This window comes from Streptomyces sp. AHU1 (assembly GCF_045343905.1).
Lineage (GTDB): Bacteria > Actinomycetota > Actinomycetes > Streptomycetales > Streptomycetaceae > Streptomyces > Streptomyces triticiradicis.
Window position 1 is genome coordinate 8,267,063 of sequence record NZ_CP174283.1, and the last position, 22,170, is coordinate 8,289,232.

Below are 22,170 nucleotides of genomic sequence, written 5' to 3' on the forward strand. Positions count from 1 at the left end.
GCAGCGGCGGGTGTTCCGCCGCTCCGCCGCGGCGGAGGCTACCGGGTGTCATGTCACTCCCCGAGCCAGCGTCGGACACAGGCGATGAGGTCCTCGGTGTCGACCGGCTTGGTGACGTGGTCGCTCGCGCCCGACAGCAGGCTCTTCTCCCGGTCGCCGGGCATGGCCTTCGCCGTCACCGCGATGATCGGCAGGTCGGCGTACTGAGGCATCCGGCGGATCTCGGCGGTCGCGGCGTACCCGTCCATCTCGGGCATCATCACGTCCATCAGGATCAGCGCGACCTCGGGCCGGCTCAGCAGGGTCTCGATGCCCTTCCTGCCGTTCTCCGCGTGCAGCACCTGGAACCCGTGCAGTTCCAGGATCCCGCTGAGCGCGAAGAGGTTGCGGGCGTCGTCGTCGACGACGAGCACCGTACGGCCCTGGAAGGTGCCCTCGACCGGCCGCGCGGGCCGGTTCCTGGCCTCCTCGGCGCGGACCAGCGGCACCACGTCGCCCGGCTGTTCCGCGGACAGGTGCAGCGCGATCCGCTCGCGCAGCTCGTCCAGGCTGGAGAGGAACTCCAGCGACCGGGCGCCCGCGCGGGACTGCAGCGCCTGCTCCTGCGCGAGGTCGACGCGACTGCCGTTGTGGACGAGGACGGGCACGCTCGCCAGGGCCGAGTCGCCCTCCACCGCTTCGAGGAAGCGGGCCGTCTCGCCCTCCGGCATGCCCAGTTCGAGCACGACGCAGTGCCACGGCTCCGCGGCCAGGGCGCCGGCCGCCTCCTGCGCCCCGACGACGGTGACCACGTCGACGCTCTCCCGCGCGTCGCCCTCGTCCCGGCTGCGCGCCACGTCCCCGACCGCGCTCTCGGCCACCAGCGTCAGCAGGCCCCGCGGCCGTTCCTCGACGACCAGGAGCCGACGTCGCCGCCGGCGGTCCGGGACGACCGAACCGGGCACGGTGTGCCGGGGTTCGGCGTGCTCCGCGGAGTCCTCGTCCGGTGCCGCCTCGGGTGCCCGGCCACCCGCCAGCAGTTCCTCGAACTCGGGCCGGGCGACCGGGAGGAAGAGCGTGAACGTACTGCCCTGTCCGGGGGTGCTGTCGACGGTGACCGCCCCGCCGAGCAGGTGGGCGATCTCCCGGGTGATGGACAGGCCGAGACCGGTGCCGCCGTACTTGCGGCTCGTGGTGCCGTCGGCCTGCTGGAAGGCGCCGAAGATCGTCTCCAGCTGCTGTTCGGGGATGCCGATACCGGTGTCCTTGACCCGGAAGGCGACGATCGTGCCGCCCCGCGGCACGCCCGCGGGGATCTCCTGGTCGGCCGCCGGTTCGATCCGCAGCTCGACCCGGCCCCGCTCGGTGAACTTGACCGCGTTCGACAGCAGGTTGCGCAGCACCTGCCGCAGCCGGGAGTCGTCGGTGAGCAGGTCCGCCGGGGCCCCGGGAGCGGTGCTGACCGTGAACTCCAGGCTCTTCTGCGAGGTCATGGGGCGGAAGGTGGCCTCGACGTACTCGAGCAGCTGGCGCAGCGGGACGCGTTCGGGGGTCACGTCCATCTTGCCGGCCTCGACCTTGGACAGGTCGAGGATGTCGTTGATCAGCTGGAGCAGGTCGGAGCCCGCGGAGTGGATGATGCCGGCGTACTCGACCTGCTTCGGTGTGAGGTTGCGCGAGGGGTTCTGCGCCAGCAACTGGGCCAGGATGAGCAGGCTGTTGAGCGGCGTCCGCAGCTCGTGGCTCATGTTGGCGAGGAACTCGGACTTGTACTTGGAGGCCAGTGACAACTGCTGGGCCCGCGCCTCGAGTTCCTGCCGGGCCTGTTCGATCTGGAGGTTCTTCGCCTCGATGTCGCGGTTCTGGGTCGCGAGCAGGGAGGCCTTGTCCTCCAGCTCGGCGTTGGAGCGCTGGAGTTCGTCCTGCTGGACCTGCAACTCCTCCGAGCGGGCCTGGAGTTCGGCGGTCAGACGCTGCGACTCGCCCAGCAGTTCATCGGTACGGGCGTTGGCCACGATGGTGCTGACGTTGACGCCGATGGTCTCCATCAGCTGCTCCAGGAACGTCATGTGGCCCTGCTTGAAGCGCGTCACCGAGGCGAGCTCGATGACGCCGAGCACCTGCTCCTCGACGACGATGGGCAGGACCACGAGCGCCGTCGGCGCCGTCCCTCCGAGGCCGGAGGAGATGGTGACGTAGCCCGGCGGCACCTCGTCCACGGTGATCGCCCGCCGGCTGCGCGCCGCCTGGCCGACGAGCGAGCGGCCGAGCGGGATGCGGGTGGGGCGCCCGTCCTCGTCGGGATAGCCGTACGACCCGACCAGCCTGAGCTCCGTTCCCCTCTCGGTCTCCTCGGCGAGGTAGAAGGCGCCGTACTGCGCGGCGACCAGCGGGGTGAGCTCGTCCATGATGAGGTCGGCCACCACGTCCAGGTCGCGGTACCCCTGCATCAGACCGGAGATGCGGGCCAGGTTGGTCTTGAGCCAGTCCTGCTCCTGGTTGGCGCGCGTGGTCTCCCGCAGCGACTCCACCATGGAGTTGATGTTGTCCTTCAGGTCGGCGACCTCGCCCGAGGCCTCCACGGTGATGGACCGGGTCAGGTCGCCCTCGGCCACGGCGCCGGTGACCTCGGCGATCGCGCGGACCTGGCGCGTGAGGTTGCCGGCCAGCTCGTTCACGTTCTCGGTCAGCCGCTTCCAGGTGCCCGAGACGCCCTCCACCTCGGCCTGGCCGCCGAGCCGGCCCTCGCTGCCGACCTCCCGGGCCACGCGGGTGACCTCGGCGGCGAAGGCGGACAGCTGGTCGACCATGGTGTTGATGGTCGTCTTGAGTTCGAGGATCTCGCCCCGGGCGTCGACGTCGATCTTCTTGGACAGGTCGCCCTTGGCCACCGCCGTCGTCACCAGGGCGATGTTGCGCACCTGTCCGGTGAGGTTGTTGGCCATCGAGTTGACGTTGTCGGTGAGGTCCTTCCAGGTGCCCGCCACGTTGGGCACGTGCGCCTGGCCGCCGAGGCGCCCCTCGGTGCCGACCTCGCGGGCGACGCGGGTGACCTCGTCGGCGAACGCGGACAGCGTGTCGACCATCGTGTTGATGACGTCGGCCAGCGCCGCGACCTCGCCCTTCGCCTCGACGGTGATCTTCTGCGAGAGGTCGCCGCGGGCCACGGCGGTCGCCACCTGCGCGATGGAGCGGACCTGACCGGTCAGGTTCGACGCCATGACGTTGACGTTGTCGGTGAGGTCCTTCCAGGTGCCCGAGACGCCCCGCACGGTGGCCTGTCCGCCCAGATTGCCCGCCGTGCCGACCTCGCGGGCGACGCGGGTGACCTCGTCGGCGAACGCCGAGAGCTGCTCGACCATCGTGTTGATGGTCTCCTTGAGCTCCAGGATCTCGCCCCGGGCGTCCACGGTGATCTTCTGCGACAGGTCGCCCTTGGCCACGGCGGTGGCCACCTGGGCGATCGAGCGGACCTGGGCGGTGAGGTTGCCCGCCATGAAGTTCACCGAGTCGGTGAGGTCGCGCCAGGTGCCCTTGACGCCCTTCACGTCGGCCTGGCCGCCGAGGCGTCCGTCGGTGCCGACCTCGCGGGCGACGCGGGTGACCTCGTCGGCGAACGCGGACAGCTGGTCGACCATCGTGTTGATGGTGTTCTTCAGCTCCAGGATCTCGCCGCGGGCGTCCACGGTGATCTTCTGGGAGAGGTCTCCCTGGGCCACCGCCGTCGTGACCTGGGCCACGTTGCGGACCTGGGCGGTGAGGTTGCCCGCCATGAAGTTCACCGAGTCGGTGAGGTCGCGCCAGACGCCGCCGACGCCGGGAACCTGCGCCTGGCCGCCGAGGCGTCCGTCGGTGCCGACCTCGCGGGCGACGCGGGTGACCTCGTCGGCGAACGCGGACAGCTGGTCGACCATCGTGTTGACGGTCTCCTTCAGCTGCAGGATCTCACCGCGGGCGGGCACGTCGATCTTCTGCGAGAGGTCGCCCTTGGCGACCGCCGTGGCCACCTGCGCGATGTCGCGGACCTGGGTGGTGAGGTTTCCCGCCATGGCGTTGACGGAGTCGGTGAGGTCGGCCCAGGTGCCCGAGACCCCCGGCACCTCCGCCTGGCCGCCGAGCGTCCCCTCCGTGCCGACCTCGCGGGCCACCCGGGTCACCTCCGAGGTGAACACCGACAACTGGTCGACCATGCCGTTGAACACCGTGGCGATGTCGCCCAGCAGGCCACCGGCCTCGTCGGGGAGCCGGGTGCCGAAGTCGCCGTCGCGCACGGCGGTGAGGCCGGCCAGCAGTTGCCGCAGCTCCTGCTCACCCGGCGTCCGTTCGGACGTCCCGCTCGCTGCCCTGGTCATGGCCACCCTCGTTCCGCTCCCCTGGAGTCCCGCGGCACGGGACTCGGAACCGTGCCGGGCCCACGGACGACCCCCGGTCCGTCCATGGGATTCCCGCAGATCACAGGTCTTCCATCAAGAAAATACGCCGCAGGCTAACCCAGACGACGGGGGCGGAACAAAGCGTCGGAAGGAATTCCCCGGGGGCCGAAAAATATCGCCGGTGACAGGAATGACCTGGAGAGAAGTGGATACACAGGACCCTCTCGTTCCAGCTCGCCGGAGCCGGGTGCGCGAAAACCCGTCGGCCCGCCCCGGAGCGGAGTCCGGGGCGGGCCGACGGGATCGTCGTGAGGGTCCTCGAGGTGCGCCGGGGCGTCAGGCGACCGCAGGGTCGAGGAGCCCGGCGCGCAGCCGCTTGATGATGCGGGTGATCAGCCGGGAGACGTGCATCTGCGAGATGCCGAGCTCCTCACCGATCTGCGCCTGGGTGCGCTCCTCGACGAAGCGCAGGTGGATGATCCGGCGCTGACGCTCGTCGAGCTCGGCGATCAGGGGGGCCAGGGAGTTGAAGTCCTCGACCAGCTCCAGCGAGGGGTCCTCCTCGCCGATGAAGTCCGCGAGGACCGCCTCGCCGTCCGCGCCGCCGTCGGCCGTGAGAGCGGCGTCCAGGGACGAGGAGTTGTAGCCGTTCGACGCCTTGCGGGCCTCGATGACCTCTTCCTCGGACAGGCACATCAGCTCGGACAGCTCACGGGTCGTCGGCGTACGGCCGAGGCGGGTGCGCAGTTCCTCCGTCGCCTTGGCGAGCTCGACACGCGCCTCCTGCAGCCGGCGGGGCACGTGGACGGCCCAGCTCGTGTCGCGGAAGAACCGCTTGATCTCGCCGACGATGTACGGCACCGCGAAGGAGGTGAACTCGACCTCGCGGGACAGCTCGAACCGGTCGATGGCCTTGATGAGCCCGATCGTGCCGACCTGGACGATGTCCTCCATCTCGCCCTGGCTGCGGCTGCGGAAACGCGCGGCGGCGTACCGGACGAGGGAGAGGTTCATCTCGATGAGGGTGTTGCGCGCGTACTGGTGCTCGGGCGTGCCCTCCTCCAGGACGGCGAGCCGGTCGAAGAACTGGCGGGACAGCTCACGCGCGTCCTTCGGGCTGACCTTCAGCGGCTGGTCGATCTGCGGAAGAAGGGTGTCCTCCGCGGCTGTCGCCGCCCGGTGCGCCGTGTCCGTCGTCCGCACTGCCGTCACGGCTGCCATGCCGCCCACCCCACATCGTCCTAAGGAATTGATGACAGGGCCCGTCTGCCCCGCATCACACCGCCCATGCCGCCCGGTTTCCGGAATTTCGCGGGAGGCGTACGTTCCGCTTCTTTTCCCCATGACACCGGGTCAAGGGACGCTTCTCGCCCGGGACACCGTTCGGATGCGGGTGGACGACGTCCCGGTGCGGCCGGCGCGACGGCGCGGACACCGCCGGGTGCCCGCCGGCCCGTCATGACGGGGACGTAAAATGAGTCACGGGGGTGAGTCCGTGGGAATCGAGCGGCGAGTCGGCCGGGCGCAGAAGCGCCCCTTTCCGGCGTGCCCCGGCCCGGGACCGCTCGCCGGACACCGGTCCCGGGCCGCGGGAGCCGCGGCATGACGACGACGGCACTTCGCGACGATTCCTTCGTCCACCCCGCGCTCGTCTACCGCGACGACCACGAGTACGTGGAAGGGACGACACGTTTCGTCTCCGAAGGCGTAGCCGCGGGGGAACCGGTGGCGGTGGCCGTCCCCGCCCCGCGGCTGGAACTCGTCCGGGACGCGTTGGGACCGCTCGGCGACGGTGTCCGCTGGATCGACATGGCGCGGGCCGGACGGAACCCGGGCCGGATCATCCCCTCCGTCCTGCGGGCGTTCGCCGACGCCCACGAGGGAGTCCGCGTACGGATCGTCGGCGAGCCCGTCTGGCACGGCCGTACGGCGGTGGAGTACCCCGCCTGCGTCCAGCACGAGGCCCTGATCAACAGGGCGTTCGCGGGACGGGACGTGACGATCCTGTGCCCGTACGACGGGCGTGCCCTCTCCCACGAGGTGATCGCCGACGCCCATGCCACGCACCCCGTCGTGATCAGCGCCGGCCGGCGGAGCGCCAGCCTGTTCTACGACCCGGACGCGGTACTGGCACGCTTCAACCAGGCGCTGTGCCACCCCCCGGGAGCGGCCGCGGTCCGTTTCGACGCCGAACTCCTGCCCGCCGCCCGCGACTTCGCGCTGGCCGAGGCCCGGGGCCGGGGGATGACCGGGGTCCGGCTGCAGGACCTGAACCTCGTCGTCGCGGAGCTGACGACCAACAGCGTGGTGCACGGGGGTGGTTCGGGCACCCTGAGGATCTGGGCCGAGGACGAGCAGATCGTGTGCGAGGTGCGGGACGAGGGGCGGCTGAGCGATCCGCTGGCCGGCCGGTATCCCGTGCGTCCCGACCAGATCGGCGGACGGGGCCTGTTCCTCGTGCACTTCCTCTCGGACCTCGTCCGGGTGCACACAGGGGACTCCGGAACGACGCTGCGCAGCTACATCGCCCGCACCTGAGCGGCTCGCCGGCCGGCCGGTGAGCCCGCCGGCACACCGGTGCGGGGCCCGGCCCGTGCTCCCGGGCCGGGCCCCGCACCGGTGTGTGACGCCGTCCCGCTCCGCTACCGTCCGGTGTCCTGCCGGGCCGACCGTGCCGCCTCGTGTTCCGTCCGGGCCCCGGCCTGCGACAGGGACCCGCCCGAGTTCTCCAGGTGCGCCCGGACGAACCACTGGAACTGTTCGAGCGCGCGCAGCTGCTCGATGAGGAGGTCCTCGGTCACCGGATCGATCTTGCCGACCTCGGCCACGGCCGCCCGGTGCGCCTCCACGATCCCCGTGTAGACGAGATCGAGGGCGCCGAGGTGGGCGATGGCGTCGGCCCGGCCGACGCTGTAGTCGTCCCAGCTCCGTTCGGCGACGAGAGCGCCCGGCGTGCCGTGCGGAACCCCGCCGAGGGCGGAGATCCGTTCGGCGGTGTCGTCCGCCATGGCGCGTACGCGGTCCACCTGGGGGTCGAGCATTTCGTGCACGGCGATGAAATGCGGGCCCACCACGTTCCAGTGGATGTGCTTCAGCGTGAGCGACAGATCGTTGAGGGCGTGCAGCCGCGTGCTCAGCACATCGATGATCCGGCCGCCGTCGTGCGTGCTGACGCCGGGGACCGTGTAGTGCGGCGTCGTGGAAGTCGCCATGCTGCTCTCCTTCGTACAGATCTCTTGAGCGTGTTCCCGGATGCGGGTGTCCGTGGCGCGACCACCAGCGGTACCGGCACCCGCCTCGGCGCTCGACGGCGGGACCGCCGGTGTCGATCTCCGGTGCCTCCAAGTGCCCTGGTTCCTCCGCGTCACACCTCCCGCCGGGGCGACGGGATTTCGTCAGGGAGGCGGCGTTGGGCCAAATAGGTTGTCTGGGACTGTTGTTGCGAATGAACCGCCGCGAACCCGGGCACACGGACGAAAACTCGAGAGAGGAGCCCTCGCCGTGCTCGTGCCCGACCCGAAGGTTGTCCGGAGGCTGCTGACGCGTTACGCGGCCCTGAAGATCGCGTACGCCGAGAAGGAGACCCTGGAGACCGCCCGCGGCCTGGAGGACGTCACGTACACACTCTGCGTGATGACGGGAACGACCACCGTGCACGACGCCGTCGTCGCGGCGGACGCCCTGCTCGCGGCCGGAGAGAAGCGGCGGGACGCGCGGCAGGCCGGACTGCTGGGGAGCGGGACGGCATCGGCGGCCTCGCCGAAGGCGATGCCCGTGGCCGCCCCGGCGCTCGGCCGGCCGCACCCCGAGGTGCGGACGCTGCACGGCCGGAGCCTCGACGTGTCCGGTCCTCTTCGCTGAGCGTCGTGCGCGTACGTCCAGGGGTGCCGCCCGGCCGGGCGGCACCCCTGGACGTACGGCGGTCGGAACGGCCGGATCCGGGCCGCCGTCACGACGGGGCTCCCCGTGGTGAACAGGTACGTGGCGCAAGGGAGTTGGCCGGTCGTTCTCGGCCTTCGCCGAACCGCGAACGGCCGGGGCGTACGGCCACGGAACCCGTCCCGACGGCGGCGGCGCCCCGATGGTGAGGGCTCGGTGACGGTACGTTCCTGTCCGTCGAACGGCTGAACTACCTAGTCGGCTCCCGCTCGTTCTTCTGCTGTGAGCATCGTCGAGGCGGAGATGAGGAATCGATGAGCCGACACAGCAAAGGCCGCAGGCACCGCAAGGTGAACATGACGCCCCGTCCGGTCGGACCGAGGAGATCGCCGCGCGGAGTGCGGGAGCAGGTGAGCGCGGGCGTGGTCGACTCGCGGGCGACGCGGGCCGAGCCTCCCGCCCCTGCGCGGGGGACGAGCGGGGAAAGGGCCGAGGCCGTGTCCAGGACGGTGAACGCGAGCGGTCTGAGCCGTCACGCCGTGCGCACGTGGGAGCGGTTGGCGGAAGCGGGCTCCGGCGGGATCGAGGTCGAGGAGCTCACCGAGGCCGTGGGCTTCCGGCGCTCCACCGTGCTCGGGCACCTGAAGGGCCTGGCCGGACTCGGACTGGCCGAGGACCACGAGAGCGTGTGGCGGGCGACCGGCCCGGTGGAGGGCGCGGTCTCGGGTGAGGGCGCGGGTTCCTCGGCCGGGAGCGTTTCCTAGGCGGTGGTCCACGGCGGCGCTCGCCGGGCGACCTGCCCGGGCCGGGCGCCGCCCCCCTTCCCGGGAGCCGGAGGGGGTCCGGTCGGATCGCGCGGGACGGTCCGGCCCGCGCGATCCGAAGCGCGCCACCGGGGCCCGCCGGCCGCTCCGGACGCGGGATCCCCGGGCCGCTTCGCGTGGGTGGGGCCGCCGACGGTACGGGCCGTCGCGGGACGGTCACTCGGCCCACGCCCGTACGTGCCGAACGTCACGCGCGAAGGCCACGCACCCCTTCGCCGGACGGTGGATTCGGCGGATCCCCCGCCCGGCATGGTGTCGGGCGGCCTTCTCCGGGCATCCGGACTCCGTCACTTCGACACCCCGTCACTTCGACGACCGGCTCATCCACGAAGGAGTCCCCATGCTCGGCATCGCCGCCGCCGTACTGCTGTTCATCGCGTTCCTGATCAACGCCGGTGACGTTTCGACCAACCACGTCTTCACGTCCACCAACGTCATGCTCATAGGGCTCGCCCTGCTGGCTCTTCACCTCTCGGGCGTCGGCGGGGGCTGGACGACGCGCAGCCGTCGCCGTTGACGGACGGGGACGGGTCCCTCCGGCGGCGAAGGCGGTCGGCGCGGCGGCGCCCCGTCGGCCGGAACGGCCCATTTCGTATGACTTCGCCGGGGTGACTTGCCGTGACGCGGTCCCGCGAGAGATGGTTGTCGGACGGAAACAATCTGTCGTCCGGAAAGGTGGTGGGCTCGCGGAGCGGGCCCTTGCTCGTGGACACTTCCCAGCAACCTCCCACCGGCCCGCGCGGCGCCGGCACGGGCGCCACGTGGGGTTTCGCCCCCTGCCCCGTCGTGGTCGCCGACCCCTCCGGAGGCGTGGTCGGGACGAACGCCGCCGCGACCGCCCTCTTCCCGGGCGCGACCACCGGCACATGGCTGCAGGACGTGGTCCCCGCGTGGATCGCCGACGCCCACGCACGGCTGCGGGGCACCGTGCCCGGACCCCGGAACTCCGGCTCCGGCCCGCTCGTGCACGGTCCGGTCGGCGACCGGACCTTCGAGGCGCACCCCACCGGCACGGACGACGGCGACGTCATGTGGTGGCTGGTCGACGACACCGACCGGCGCCTGGCGGAGGACGCCCTCAAGGCCGAGCGGGAACGCGCCGCCTTCCTGGCCGGCGCGTCCAGCGCGCTGCTGTCGTCGCTGAACGTCGAACGGTGCATGGAGGTGACGGCGGAGCTGGCCGCCGAGCACCTCGCCGACGCCGCCGTGATCGTCGCCCCTCCGCGAGGGAGGAAGGTCCAGCTGACCTTCTGCGGGCCCGACGGCGTCGTGGTGCACCGGACGGTGCACCACGACGTACGGCAGCTCCCGGGGCTCGGCGAGGCCCTGCGCGGATTCCCGCCCGTGCCGTCCCGCTGGATCGACCCGGCCGCCGTTCCCGGATGGGTCGTGCCGGAGGGATTCACGGAACCGGTCGGCTCGGCGGTCGTGACACCGCTGCCCGGCCACGGGGTGCCGGCGGGCGCCCTGATCCTGCTGCGGTCGAGCCGGCACGCCGCCTTCACGGAGAGCGAGGAGGTCTTCGCCCGGCTCTTCGCCTCACGCGCCGGAGCGGCCGTGTCGGCCGCCCGCATGTACGCCGAACAGGCCTCGATCACGGCGACGCTGATGCGCGAGCTGCTGCCGCCGCAGCTGCACGCGGTGCACGGGGTCGAGTTCGCCGGACGCTACCGTCCCGCGGGCCGGACCGAACGCGTCGGAGGCGACTTCTACGACGTCCACCCCGCCGCGGACGAGGAACAGGAATCCCTCGTCGTCCTCGGGGACGTCTGCGGCAAGGGGCTCGAGGCGGCCGTGCTGACCGGCAAGATCCGCAACACCGTACAGGCGCTCCTGCCGCTGGCCGACGACCACCAGCGGCTGCTGGGACTGCTCAACGGCGCGCTGATGAACTCCCACCACACCCGCTTCGCCACCCTCGCCGTGGCCTCCGTCGTACGCCGCGCGGGCATCGTCCGACTGCGGGTCACCAGCGCGGGGCACCCCCCGCCGCTGATCGTGCGGGCCGACGGCACGGTCGAGCAGGCCAGCACCCGCGGGACGCTCATAGGAGCGTTCCGGGACGTCAGCTCCACCACGGTCCGGGTCGAACTGGCGCCGGGCGAGACCTGTCTCTTCTTCACGGACGGCATCACCGAGGCCAGGGGAGGACCGATGGGGGGCGAATTCTTCGGCGTCCAGCGGCTGGAGGCGGCGCTCTCGCAGTGCGCGGGCATGCCGGCCGAGGCCGTGGTGGAGCACGTCCAGATGCTCGCCGCGCAGTGGGTCGGACGCGGCGGCCACGACGACATGGCGACCGTCGCGGTCACCGCGCCCCACCACGCGCACCTGAGTGCGGTGAACGGCCATACTCGGGGCAGGTACACAGGATGACCCCACCTCCTTTCCAGGACCCCGAGGCCGTGCCGCTCGGTCCCGCCCGCGAAGACCTGTGGTCGGCGGTGCGCCAGGGCGACGAGCGCCGCGCCGCGGCCGTCGTCCTCGACGCGCTGGAATCGTCGGGCGACGCCGAGACCGTCCTGCTCGACCTGATCGCCCCGGTACAGGCGAGAGTCGGCACGGAGTGGGCGGCGAACCGGCTCACCGTGGCGCAGGAACACACCGCCACCGCCATCCACGAGCGGGTCATGGCCGTCCTCGCCCACCACCCCGGCCACCGCGACGAGACCCCGAGCGGCCCTCGCGTCACGGTGGCCTGCGTCGACGGCGAGTGGCACGCGCTGCCGGCCAGGCTCCTCGCGGAGGTGCTGCGGCTGCGCGGATGGCGGGTGGACTTCCTCGGCGCGCACGTGCCCACCCCCCACCTCGTCGCGCATCTGCACCAGACGGGACCGCGGGCGGTGGCGCTCTCCTCCTCGATCCCCACCCATCTGCCCACCGCCCACACGGCCATCACGGCGTGTCAGGCGGCGGGCGTGCCCGTCATCGCGGGCGGCGCCGCCTTCGGCCCCGGCGGCCGCTACGCCCGCTCCCTGGGGGCCGACGGATGGGCTCCCGACGCCAGGGGAGCAGCGGCCGTCCTCGAACGGGGCCTCGACCGCCCCGGTCCCGCGGTCGTCCACCAGACCGTGGACGACCTGCCGCACCTGGCCGACCAGGAGTACACGATCGTCGCCGAGACGGCCCACCAGCTCGTCAAGCAGACACTGGCGGACCTGGAGGACCGGTTCGAGCCGCTGCGCGGTTACACCGAACGGCAGCGGCGGCACACCGCCGAGGACCTCGCGCACATCGTGGAGTACCTGGCCACGTCCCTGTACGTGGCCGACGAAGAGCTGTTCACGCGGTTCATCCTCTGGACCGCGGACATCCTGACCGCCCGCCGCGTCCCCGCACGGAGCCTCGACCCCGCCCTGGACCTGCTGGCCCTGCAACTCAAGGACTTCCCACGCGCCTGCCGCACGCTGGCCCACGCGCGGGATGCGCTCGGAGACCGAACGCCGCTGCCCAAGACCCCCGGCCCCGGAAAGTCCGCATGACCACTTCACATCCCCCCGCCTTCACGCTGACCGTCGACGTCCAGCCCACCGCACTCGTGATCCGCGTCGGCGGAGACCTCGACCACGAGACGTGCGACGAGCTGATGAGGGCGGTCGACCAGAACCTCCCCGGCCCCGGAGCCGGGTTCCCCGAGCTGCGCCTGGACTTCGCCGGTCTCGACGGCATCGACTCCATGGGCCTGTCCGCCCTGCTGATGATCCGGCGCCGTACCGACGCCGCGGGGATGAGCCTGCACCTCGACCGGCGGCCCCGCGCCCTGGACCGGCTGCTGGAGATCACGGGAACCCTGGAGCACCTCACCGCGCCCCGCGACGGGCACGGCGGGGAGCGGAGTCCCGGGACCGGCTGACGCGGCGTACGTCCCGGTCACGTACGCGGGCGACCGGAGCCGGACTCGTGGAACGGCCCGCCGGATTCCGCCGAATGACCGCCGGACAGCGGGGTATTGGCAGCCCTGTGAGACGGCGCGGAGGCGGATTCCCGCCGTCGGGCCCCGCGCCCGCCGCGTCCCCCTCACGGGTGAGCCGCCGGCCGGGCGCACCCGCGAGCTGACGGAGGATGACATGACGATCGACAGGATCTGGACGTACGCACCGGAGTTCGACCACCCCGAAGCGCACGAACTGGCCGGCTACAGCGTCGAGGCGACCGACGGGACCATAGGACACGTCGACCGGCAGTCCGACGACTCCGGGATGCGGCACCTGGTCGTCGACACCGGCGTCTGGGTGTTCGGCAAGAGCGTCCTGGTGCCCGTGGGCGTCGTCGTCGGCATCGACACGGAATCTCAGAAGATCGCCGTCGCGTGCACCCGCGAGGAGATCAAGTCGGCGCCCGTGTTCAGGACCGACCGCGAGACCTCGGACCCGGCGTACCTGTCCAGCGTCGGGTCGTACTATCGAAGCCTTCCGCCGAGGCAGCCCGCGTGAGCCGCCGTGAGGTGATCCCCGGCGGTGCGCACGTGGCCGTCGGCCGCCGTGCCCCGACGACCCGGCTCCGTCACGGGAGCGCACGAGAAAGAGTGTTCACATGTCCGACGAGTGGGAAGCCACCGTGACGCACGGGGCGACCCGGAACGCCCTCGTCGTGCGCGTGGGTGGCGACATCGACCACGAGAGCGCGTTCCGGCTGGAACAGGCCCTGAGCCTGACGCGGCGGGCGGGCCGGGAACGAACGGTGGTCGACCTGTCGGGGACCGACTTCGCGGACTCGTCGATCCTGCACGTCCTCCTCGAAGCACAGCGCGCCCACCGGGCCCGCGGCATGCTCATGGTGGTCTGCGGGCCCTTCAGCGACACCGTTCGGAGGCTGTTCGACGTGACGGGGACCGAAGGCTTCTTCGTCCTGGCGGACGACGTCGGGGCGGCGCTGGAACTCCCGGACCCGGCGACCGGGCGATGACCCCGGCCGACCGCACGCCGACGGCGGGCGGCGCGATCACGAGCGCCGCGACCGCGCGCGACCACGTCCGGGAGCTGCTGCGCGAGCACGGCCGGACGGGCGGGGAGAACCCGGACGCGGTCGTCGACGTGCTGCTGGTGGTCTCGGAGCTGGTCACCAACGCGATCCGGCACGGCGGCGGGCTCGCCGGGTTCGACGCGACGCTCACCGACGGGGGCGTACGGCTCGCCGTGCGCGACTACAGCGACGTCGTCCCCGCCCAGGCCTACGGCACCGGTGAGATCCCGCGGACGCACCGGACGAACGGATACGGGTGGCCCTTGATCATCCGTATCTCCGACGCCGTCACCGTCGAGCCGTGCCCCGGGGGCGGCAAGACGATCCGCGTGTTCGTCCCCCTGACCTGAACGCGCCCCACGTCTCCCCGCGCCGCGCACGAGTGCCGTGCGGGGCGTACGCCACGTCCCGCCGGTCGCGACACCTCCCGGACCGGCAGGCGTAAGGGGAAACGCGCGTGGAAGAAGAGCCTCTACCGACTCCGCCGGACACGGGGTCCCGGACGCCGGCCGGACCGGCGCGGAGAGGTGAGGGATGAACAGACGAATCGCCGGAAGGCGCCGGGAGGCGCGGGACGTCACCGCTCCCCGCCGGAGCCGCACCCGGACCCGGACCGGCGGCAGCCCCCACCGGACCGCGCATGTCCGCTGAACCACGGCCGAACGGCGTCGTCGGGGCGGTCCACCCGGCGCGGCCCCGCCGGTACGGGACGGGATCGCCCTCCCCCTGGTGGCCGGCGCTGCGCCGCACCCCGGTCTCGATGTGGAACGACGACGTGTCCGACTGGGCGGCCGCGCTGACGTACTACGCGATCCTGGCCGTCCTGCCCGCCCTGCTGGTCATGGTCATCGCCTTCGGCCTGATCGGTCCGGGCACCGCCGAGCAGTTCATCGCGCACGTCACGGCGTACGCCCCCGCCCAGTCGGGGGCGGAACTGCACCGGGCGCTGGGAGAGATGCTGCGGCAGCGGTCCGCCGCCTGGACGCTGCTGGTCACCGGCGCGGCGAGCGCCCTGTGGTCCGCGTCGAGCTACCTCGCGGTGTTCCGCCGGGCCCTGCACGGCATGCACGGCGCGGAGGACCACCGTTCGGCCTGGCGCACCGCGCACCGGCTGGTGCTGACCGCGCTGGCGCTGCTCGGTCTGCTCGTCGTGAGCGCGCTCGTCCTGCTGCTGACCGGCCCCGTGGCCGAGGCCGCCGGCCGTGCCCTCGGTGTGGACGGCCCGGTCGCCCTGGCCTGGAACCTGCTCCGCTGGCCCCTGCTGATGTGCCTGGTGGCCCTGTTGGTCCTCGTCGTGTTTCACACCGGGCCGCCGCCCGCCCGCCGCCGTCGGCACAGCCTGCCCGGCGGCATCCTGGCCTCCGTCCTCTGGCTGGCCGTCTCGGCCGGATTCGCCCTGTACGCCTCCGTCTTCGGCGCCTACAGCCGGCTCTACGGCTCCCTGGCCGGCCTCGTCGTCTTCCTCGTGTGGCTGTGGCTGTCCAACCTGGCGCTGCTGGCGGGCGCCCAGTTCACGGCCGAACTGGACAGGGCCGCGGCGGCGACGCGCCGGTGACGGTCCGGGGTTCGCAGGTTTGTTCCGGCCAGGACGGCGCACACGGACTGGGGAAGCCACATCTGTACGGACGATGGAGGAACTGTGGGCGTCATCGCTTGGATTCTGATCGGGTTGCTTGCCGGCGCCATCGCCAAGCTGCTCCTGCCGGGCAAGGACCCGGGCGGGATCATCGTCACCATGCTGATCGGCATCGCGGGAGGCCTGCTGGGCGGCTGGCTGGGCAAGGTCATCTTCGGCGTCGACTCGATCGACGGGTTCTTCGACCTGTCGACCTGGATCGCCGCCGTCGTGGGATCGCTGATCCTCCTGATCCTGTACCGGGCACTGACGGGCAACAGCCGGTCGCACCGCCACGCGTGAAGGACCGGGGCCCGTTCGGCGTTTCACGACGCGCGGCTTGGGGCCGGCAACCGGGAACCCCGGTTGCCGGCCCCAAGCCGCGCGTCGTACCGGGCGGGCCGCAGCGAATCCGGCGCACATTTCCGAGTGCGCCCCCCGGTCCTGGGTACTGGTGGGCCAACCCGCGGGTTGGGATCGACAGCCCCGCGGGCCAGCACTCCTACGGCGTCCCGGGACGCCCGGGGGTGCGCCCGGGGCTGCGCGCCGTCTTCCCACCGCGACGGGCCTCCTGCCATGATCACCGCGGGAGCGCGGGTCCGCCCGGTCACGGGCTCCTGCCCGCCGGGCCCCGTTCCGGGCCGACCGGCGTGGGCCGCGACGCCGCCACCGAGGAGCCCGAGTGACGTACGACGTCGGCGCACTGCGCGCCGAGATCCCCGCCCTGCTGTCCGGTGTCGCGCACTTCGACGGGCCGGGCGGCACACAGACCCCGGCCCGGGTGGCCGGGGCGATCGCGGAGGCGCTCACCGGGCCGCTGTCCATCCGGGGAAGCCTGACCCCGGGAGAGGTGAACGCCGAGAACCTCGTCCAGGGCTTCCGGCGGGCCGTGGCCGACCTGGTGGGCGGCCATCCGTCCGGGGTCGTCTTCGGCCGCAGCGCCACCCAGCTCACGTACGACGTCGCCCGGGCGCTCGCGAAGGACTGGGCTCCCGGTGACGAGGTCGTCGTCAGCCGTCTCGACCACGACGCGAACATCCGGCCCTGGCTCCAGGCGGCCGAACAGGCCGGTGCCCGCGTGCGCTGGGCGGACTTCGATCCCGGGACGGGTGAACTCCCGCCCTCGGCGGTGGGCGGCCTGCTGACGGAACGCACCCGGCTGGTCGCGGTCACCGCCGCCTCGAACCTGATCGGGACCGTGCCCGACGTCGCCGGGATCGCCCACCTGGTCCACCGACACCCGCGGGCGCTGCTCCACGTGGACGGGGTGCACTACGCGGCCCACGCCTTCGTGGATCTCGCGCGGCTCGGCGCCGACTTCTTCGTGTGCTCGCCCTACAAGTTCCTCGGCCCGCACCACGGTGTCCTGACCGCCTCCCCGCGACTGCTGGAGCGGTTGCGCCCGGACAAGCTGCTGCCGTCCACCGACGCGGTTCCCGAACGGTTCGAACTGGGCACGCTGCCCTACGAGTTGCTCGCCGGCACCATCGCCGCGATCGACGTCCTCGCCGGGCTCGCGGGCGGCACGGCGGGCGGACGGAGGGACCGGCTGCGTACGGCCTTCGCGGCGATCGAGCGGCACGAGGGGGCGCTGCGCGAGCGGTTGGAGGCGGGCCTGGCCGAACTGCCCGGTGTCACGCTCCGCTCCCGGGCGGCCGAGCGCACGCCCACCCTGCTGCTCACGTTCGACGGCAGGAAGGCGGCCGACGCCTCCGTGTTCCTGGCGGGCCGCGGTGTGCACGCGCCCGCCGGATCGTTCTACGCGCTGGAGGCGTCCCGGCACCTCGGCCTCGGGGACACCGGGGGCCTGCGGGTCGGTCTCTCGCCGTACAACGACGAGGACGACGTCGACCGGCTGCTGGAGGGGCTGGCGGCTTTCCTGCGCTCGTAGCACGGGCGCGGTGCCGCCGTCAGAGGGGCGCCGGCGGTACCGCGTCGGCCGCCCGGTCGGCCGGGCCGGTGATCAGACGGAGCGCCTCGGCGAGGTCGCGCGGACGGAGGAGCCCCGGTCCGGGCCGCGCGTCCCAGCCCGGACCGCTCAGCAGGACCCGGCTCCGGGTCCGCGCCCCCCGTACTCCCCAGCGCGCGGCGGCGACGTGCAGGGCGAGCGGGAGGTTCGCCGTGGACCACGTCTGGGACCACAGGACCACCGCCGGGGGACCGACGCGGCGCACCGCCGCCAGGAGCGCCTCGGGCGGAACGGCGGCACCGAGCATCAGCGCGGGCACCCGTCGTTCCGCCAGCGCCGCGTTGAGCACCTCCAGGGACAGGGTGTGCTGTTCGCCCGGAACGCAGGCCAGCAGCACGGGTGACGCCCCGGTGGGCGGTTCGTGACCCGCCGCGGACACGTAGACGTGCAGCAGGGCGGCGGAGACGTGCCAGGACATGAGGTGCTCGACCTCGACGTGACGGTCTCCCGAGTACTCCCACCTGCGGCCCACCGTCCGCAGGGCGGGCACCATCACCTCCTCCCAGGCGCCGGTCAGTCCGCGGGTCCGGACCGCCGCCGCCAGCCGTTCCCGGACGGCGAGGGCGTCCAGCCGGACGGCGGCCCGTACGAGGCCCCGGTACTCCTGGGCCGCGTCCATCGGCGGTCCGGTGTCCGGTGGGGCACCCGGGCCGGGGTCCGTCGGCGGAGCCCCCTCCGGAACCCGGACACCGGCCCGCGTACGCGCGGTGGCCCGGGTCCGGGAGGCCAGGGCCGGTGAGGCCGCGACACCGCGGCGGGCCGCCTCCTTCGCGGCGCGGGCCGCCTCGGCGGGCGGCAGGCCGGCGGCGGTCAGCCGGCACATCTCCTGGAGCATGGCCACGTCGTCGGGGGACCAGCGGCGGTGGCGGCCGTCCGCCCGGACCGCGGGCCCCAGACCGTACCGCCGGTCCCAGGAACGCAGCGTCGTGGGCGACACCCCCAGCCGGCGCGCCAGGAAACCGGTGGTGACCCCCACCCCCGTGGTCTCCGTCTCCTCGTCGGAACTCAGTTCCACGGCGCCGTCCCCGGGAGAGCGGTGGAGGACGCCGTGTCGGAGGCCGTGTCCCACCCGCGGGCGGCAGGGACCGGTGCGGGGCGGCAGCGGAGCATGACGGACCTCACCTCGATTTCCGGGCCGTCGGGCACCCGGCCGGTCCGCCGGGCTCATCCCCTGCTTCGGCGCGCGGCGGCCCCCCGGATGCAGCGCACCGCCCGGCGCGCCTCAGGAGCTCCCGCGAGGACCGTCGAGGAGGTGGTGCAGGACCGCCTCGGGGTCGCTGAGGGCCGAGCGCCGCAGGGCCCGCTCGTACCCGTCGTCGCCGAGGAGGGAGCGGGCCGTGTACTCGTAGCGTTCGCGCACCGGACCCAGCTCGGGCGTGCCGCGCTGGGGATGGCCCACCGCGCTCCAGTACGTCTCCCCGGCGCCGTACGCGGCGACCGCCCGTTCCCCCGCGCCCTGCGCGGCCAGGGCGGAGGCCAGCAGGTCCAGGCCGAGCGCGATGCCGAAACTGTCGCCGATGCGCCGCTTGCCGTCCAGCATCGACAGGGCGTGGGCGGTGGCATCCTGCGCGCGGTCCTCGAAGAGGGCGATGAGCGCCAGCTGGTAGTCGGTGTACGAGCGCGTCCACCACTCGCCGCGGGCGACGCAGCCCCCGCGCAGCTCCTCCGCCTCCCGGCGCGCCTCGTCCAGCACGCCCTCCCCGGTCAGGGCGAACACCCGGACCAGACGGCACAGGACGTGCCCCGCGGAGGCGAAGGCCGTGCCGTCGGCTCCCCGCAGGGCGGTCTCGACCTCGCTCCGGGCCTCCGCGGGCCGCCCCCGCAGCAGATGCGTCAGGCCCAGGAGGTAGGCGGCGCGCAGGGTTCCCCCGGTGTCGTCCTGGAGGTCCGCGCGGTCCCGGCAGAACGCGGCCAGCCGCCCCGCGTGCTCGTGCTCGCCGCGCAGGACACGGGTGATGCCCAGTGCCCACAGGGCCCTCGTCCTGACCGGGCCGGACGCGGTGGACAGGGCCAGCGCGTCGTCCAGGTACGCCGCCGCCTCCCTCAGGTGTCCGCAGCAGCTCCACGGGAAGGCGAGCAGGCCGATCAACTCGATCGCGGTGTCCGGCCGTTCGGAGAGCAGGTGGTCGAGCGCCGCGCACAGATCGGCGTGCGCCGAGCCGAGCCGCCCGTACCACGCGGCCTGCCGCCCTCCCAGCCAGTCCCGATCGGCGTCGCGGGCCATCCCCAGGAAGTGCGCGGCGTGCCGGTCCGCCAGTTCCCGGCTCTCGCCCACCTCGTCGAGCCACATGCGGCCGTACTCCCGCACGGTGTCGAGCATCCGGTACCCGGCGTCGACGCGCGACAGCACCGACTTCCTCGACAGGCCCGCCAGCGCCCGGCCGACCTCGTCCGCGGGCAGCGGACCCCCGGCACACACGACGCGTACGGTGTCCGCGTCCACCGGCTCCCGGAACACCGACATCCTCGCCCACAACAGGCGTTCGGCGGGCGCGCACAGTTCGTGGCTCCAGCCGATCGTCGTGCGTACCGCCCGGTGGCGCGGCGGGCCGGGAGGACTGCCCTCCGCCGTGATGTCCAGGCGCGGGCCGAGTTCCAGCTCGGCCTCCTCGACCGTACGGTGCGCGAGCTGTCCCGCGATCAGCTCCACCGCCAGCGGCATGCCTTCGAGCCGCGCGCACAGACGCGCCACGGCCACCGTGTCCGCCGGGGAGGACACGGGGGTGCCCGCCGCGGCCGCGCGCAGCCGGAACATCTCCACGGCGTCCGTCGCGGGCGGCAACGGCCCCACGGCGACGACGTGTTCGCCGGGTACGCCGAGGGGTTCCCGGCTCGTCGAGAGAACGGTCAGGCGGGGACAGGCCGTCGTGAGCCGGGTGACCAGACGGCGGCAGGGGACGACCAGATGCTCGCAGGAGTCCAGGACGAGCAGGACGTCCCGGTCGGCCAGCCAGTCGGCCAGGGAGTCCAGCGCCTGGTGCGTCGTGTGGTCCGCGAAGTCCACCGCGTCGGCCACGGACGCGACGAGCAGCCGGTCGTCCCTGAGCGGCCACAGGTCGGCCCACGCCGCCCCGCGCTCTCCCGCGCGCAGGACCCGGTCCGCCGCCTCCAGCGCCAGCCGGCTCTTGCCGACCCCACCGGCCCCGGTCAGGGTGACGACCCGCTCCTCGTACAACACGTCGTCCAAGTGGGCGAGTTCACCTCGGCGTCCGACGAAACCGGGAGGAACGGGCGGCAGGTTTCTCAGCACGCGCACAGTCTTTCGGCCCGGGCCCCGCCATGGGCCCACTTCGCCCGGTCGGGGCCGGATCCGTGCGCCGGAGGGGGAGTGACGCCCGGGCGGGCGGACCGGTGCGGGCGCCGCTCACGCGACCGCCTGGACGGTTCGCGCCCGCTGCGGTGCCATCGCCCAGCGCACGGCGGAGGTGAAGGCGCAGCCCAGCGGACGTACGCACACGCTGTCCACCAACGGCAGCCGGGGCAGCCGGAGTTCGGCGGCGGCCCAGGAGGGCAGCAGGGACACCGCGTTCGCGGCCAGCACCCCGTACGGCAGGCGGGCCACGAGCGGCACCGGCGGGTTCAGCAGGAGGAAACGCGCGGCGTCGCGTGCTTCCGGCGTCGCCCGCACCTCGCTCCTGTACGCGTCCAGCCGCTCCGCGAGTCCGGCGCGGTCCACGGGCGGGTCCAGGACCCCGAGCGCGGTGGCCACGCGGGCCGCGTCCGCCACGTACCCGTCGTAGTCGGCCCCGGACAGCGGCCGCGCGCCGTACCGCCGGTGCGCGCGCAGGAAGCTGTCCACCTCCGCGACGTGGACCCAGCCGAGGAGGTGCGGATCCGCCGCGTGGTACGGCGTGCCCTCCGAGGTCGTGCCGCGCACCCGCTGGTGGACCGCCCGTACCCGCTCGCAGGCCTGCTGGGCGCTCTCGGCCGTCCCGTACGTCGTCACCGCGAGGAAGGTGCTGGTGCGCTGGAGCCTGCCCCAGGGGTCCCCGCGGAAGCCCGAATGCGCGGAGACGGCGGCCATGGCGAGCGGGTGGAGCGACTGGAGCAGCAGCGCGGAGAGGCCCCCGATGAACATCGACGCGTCCCCGTGCACCGTGCGGATGGGCCGGTCCGGGCCGAACCAGCGGGGCCCGGGCGTGCCGTGGATACGGGCGCGGTTCTCCGGTCCGTCGGGGCCCGCGACCCGGGTGAACAGAGCGCTGCCCAGCCGTTCCCTCACTCCGCCGCCGTCCGCTCCGGTGCGTCTCATGGGGCGCCGGCCTCCCTCCGAGTCGTGTTCCGTCGGGCCCGCCGCCCGTCCGGGCCGAACCAGCGGGGCCCGGGCGTGCCGTGGATACGGGCGCGGTTCTCCGGTCCGTCGGGGCCCGCGACCCGGGTGAACAGAGCGCTGCCCAGCCGTTCCCTCACTCCGCCGCCGTCCGCTCCGGTGCGTCTCATGGGGCGCCGGCCTCCCTCCGAGTCGTGTTCCGTCGGGCCCGCCGCCCGTCCGGGCCGGCGTCTCCGGGACCGCGGCCGGTGGATCCGGAGCCGCGCGCGGACCGGCGGAAGCACCCTTCAGCATGGCCGAAC

General features: G+C 73.1%; 19 protein-coding genes and 1 pseudogene. 13 read left to right on the forward strand and 7 right to left on the reverse strand.

Annotated elements, in window-relative coordinates; all coding sequences use genetic code 11:
• Positions 1-53: 53 nt before the first annotated feature.
• Together ACICHK_RS36480 and ACICHK_RS36485 are read right to left on the reverse strand one after the other, a co-directional pair.
• Positions 54-4,331 carry a HAMP domain-containing protein gene (locus tag ACICHK_RS36480; protein ID WP_406840281.1) on the reverse strand — a complete coding sequence of 1,426 codons (4,278 nt, stop codon included), beginning with the start codon at positions 4,329-4,331 and terminating at the stop codon, positions 54-56.
• A 357-nt stretch (positions 4,332-4,688) separates the two neighbouring features.
• Positions 4,689-5,573, reverse strand: a complete 885-nt coding sequence (locus ACICHK_RS36485) for an RNA polymerase sigma factor SigF (protein ID WP_406840282.1) — start codon at positions 5,571-5,573, stop codon at positions 4,689-4,691.
• A 381-nt stretch (positions 5,574-5,954) separates the two neighbouring features.
• Here ACICHK_RS36485 and ACICHK_RS36490 point away from each other — a divergent pair, with 381 nt between their 5' ends.
• Positions 5,955-6,890, forward strand: coding sequence for an anti-sigma factor RsbA family regulatory protein (locus ACICHK_RS36490; RefSeq protein WP_406840283.1), 936 nt, complete (start codon positions 5,955-5,957; stop codon positions 6,888-6,890).
• Between the two features lie 104 nt (positions 6,891-6,994).
• Here ACICHK_RS36490 and ACICHK_RS36495 read toward each other — a convergent pair whose 3' ends face one another.
• Positions 6,995-7,564 carry a Dps family protein gene (locus ACICHK_RS36495; RefSeq protein WP_151471807.1) on the reverse strand — a complete coding sequence of 190 codons (570 nt, stop codon included), beginning with the start codon at positions 7,562-7,564 and terminating at the stop codon, positions 6,995-6,997.
• 289 nt (positions 7,565-7,853) lie between these two features.
• Here ACICHK_RS36495 and ACICHK_RS36500 point away from each other — a divergent pair, with 289 nt between their 5' ends.
• The 12 genes from ACICHK_RS36500 (at position 7,854) to ACICHK_RS36555 (ending at position 17,520) form a co-directional block, all read left to right on the forward strand.
• Positions 7,854-8,213 carry a DUF5133 domain-containing protein gene (locus ACICHK_RS36500; RefSeq protein ID WP_406840284.1) on the forward strand — a complete coding sequence of 120 codons (360 nt, stop codon included), beginning with the start codon at positions 7,854-7,856 and terminating at the stop codon, positions 8,211-8,213.
• Positions 8,214-8,545: 332 nt separating this feature from the next.
• Positions 8,546-8,995 carry a hypothetical protein gene (locus ACICHK_RS36505; RefSeq protein WP_406840285.1) on the forward strand — a complete coding sequence of 150 codons (450 nt, stop codon included), beginning with the start codon at positions 8,546-8,548 and terminating at the stop codon, positions 8,993-8,995.
• A 400-nt stretch (positions 8,996-9,395) separates the two neighbouring features.
• Positions 9,396-9,572 carry a hypothetical protein gene (locus ACICHK_RS36510; RefSeq protein ID WP_192582574.1) on the forward strand — a complete coding sequence of 59 codons (177 nt, stop codon included), beginning with the start codon at positions 9,396-9,398 and terminating at the stop codon, positions 9,570-9,572.
• Positions 9,573-9,760: 188 nt separating this feature from the next.
• Positions 9,761-11,428, forward strand: a complete 1,668-nt coding sequence (locus tag ACICHK_RS36515) for a PP2C family protein-serine/threonine phosphatase (protein WP_406841415.1) — start codon at positions 9,761-9,763, stop codon at positions 11,426-11,428.
• Entirely contained in the window at positions 11,425-12,534 is a 1,110-nt protein-coding gene (locus ACICHK_RS36520; protein ID WP_406840286.1) for a B12-binding domain-containing protein, read from the forward strand. The genes ACICHK_RS36515 and ACICHK_RS36520 overlap by 4 nt, the downstream gene beginning before the upstream one ends.
• The gene (locus tag ACICHK_RS36525) at positions 12,531-12,905 is read left to right on the forward strand and encodes an STAS domain-containing protein (protein ID WP_406840287.1); all 375 of its coding nucleotides are present in this window, start codon (positions 12,531-12,533) and stop codon (positions 12,903-12,905) included. The genes ACICHK_RS36520 and ACICHK_RS36525 overlap by 4 nt, the downstream gene beginning before the upstream one ends.
• 214 nt (positions 12,906-13,119) lie before the next feature.
• The gene (locus ACICHK_RS36530; protein ID WP_406840288.1) at positions 13,120-13,485 is read left to right on the forward strand and encodes a PRC-barrel domain containing protein; all 366 of its coding nucleotides are present in this window, start codon (positions 13,120-13,122) and stop codon (positions 13,483-13,485) included.
• Between the two features lie 100 nt (positions 13,486-13,585).
• A complete protein-coding gene (locus tag ACICHK_RS36535; RefSeq protein WP_406840289.1) occupies positions 13,586-13,957 on the forward strand; it encodes an STAS domain-containing protein in 372 nt (123 codons plus the stop codon).
• Entirely contained in the window at positions 13,954-14,364 is a 411-nt protein-coding gene (locus ACICHK_RS36540; RefSeq protein ID WP_406840290.1) for an ATP-binding protein, read from the forward strand. The genes ACICHK_RS36535 and ACICHK_RS36540 overlap by 4 nt, the downstream gene beginning before the upstream one ends.
• 290 nt (positions 14,365-14,654) lie before the next feature.
• Entirely contained in the window at positions 14,655-15,569 is a 915-nt protein-coding gene (locus tag ACICHK_RS36545; protein WP_406840291.1) for a YihY/virulence factor BrkB family protein, read from the forward strand.
• 84 nt (positions 15,570-15,653) lie between these two features.
• Positions 15,654-15,932, forward strand: coding sequence for a GlsB/YeaQ/YmgE family stress response membrane protein (locus ACICHK_RS36550; protein ID WP_151471815.1), 279 nt, complete (start codon positions 15,654-15,656; stop codon positions 15,930-15,932).
• A 379-nt stretch (positions 15,933-16,311) separates the two neighbouring features.
• Positions 16,312-17,520, forward strand: a complete 1,209-nt coding sequence (locus ACICHK_RS36555; protein ID WP_406840292.1) for a cysteine desulfurase-like protein — start codon at positions 16,312-16,314, stop codon at positions 17,518-17,520.
• 19 nt (positions 17,521-17,539) lie between these two features.
• Here ACICHK_RS36555 and ACICHK_RS36560 read toward each other — a convergent pair whose 3' ends face one another.
• From ACICHK_RS36560 to ACICHK_RS36575, 4 genes and pseudogenes are all read right to left on the reverse strand, one after another.
• A complete protein-coding gene (locus ACICHK_RS36560) occupies positions 17,540-18,607 on the reverse strand; it encodes a MerR family transcriptional regulator (RefSeq protein WP_406841416.1) in 1,068 nt (355 codons plus the stop codon).
• 213 nt (positions 18,608-18,820) lie between these two features.
• On the reverse strand, positions 18,821-20,776 hold the full coding sequence (locus ACICHK_RS36565; protein WP_406841417.1) for an ATP-binding protein: 1,956 nt from the start codon (positions 20,774-20,776) through the stop codon (positions 18,821-18,823).
• 186 nt (positions 20,777-20,962) lie between these two features.
• Positions 20,963-21,850 (reverse strand): oxygenase MpaB family protein, encoded by an 888-nt coding sequence (locus ACICHK_RS36570; RefSeq protein WP_406840293.1) that lies wholly within the window; start codon positions 21,848-21,850, stop codon positions 20,963-20,965.
• A gap of 29 nt (positions 21,851-21,879) precedes the next feature.
• Positions 21,880-22,038 (reverse strand): annotated as a pseudogene (locus ACICHK_RS36575) (DUF2236 domain-containing protein); the annotation flags it as partial.
• Between the last annotated feature and the right edge of the window lie 132 nt (positions 22,039-22,170).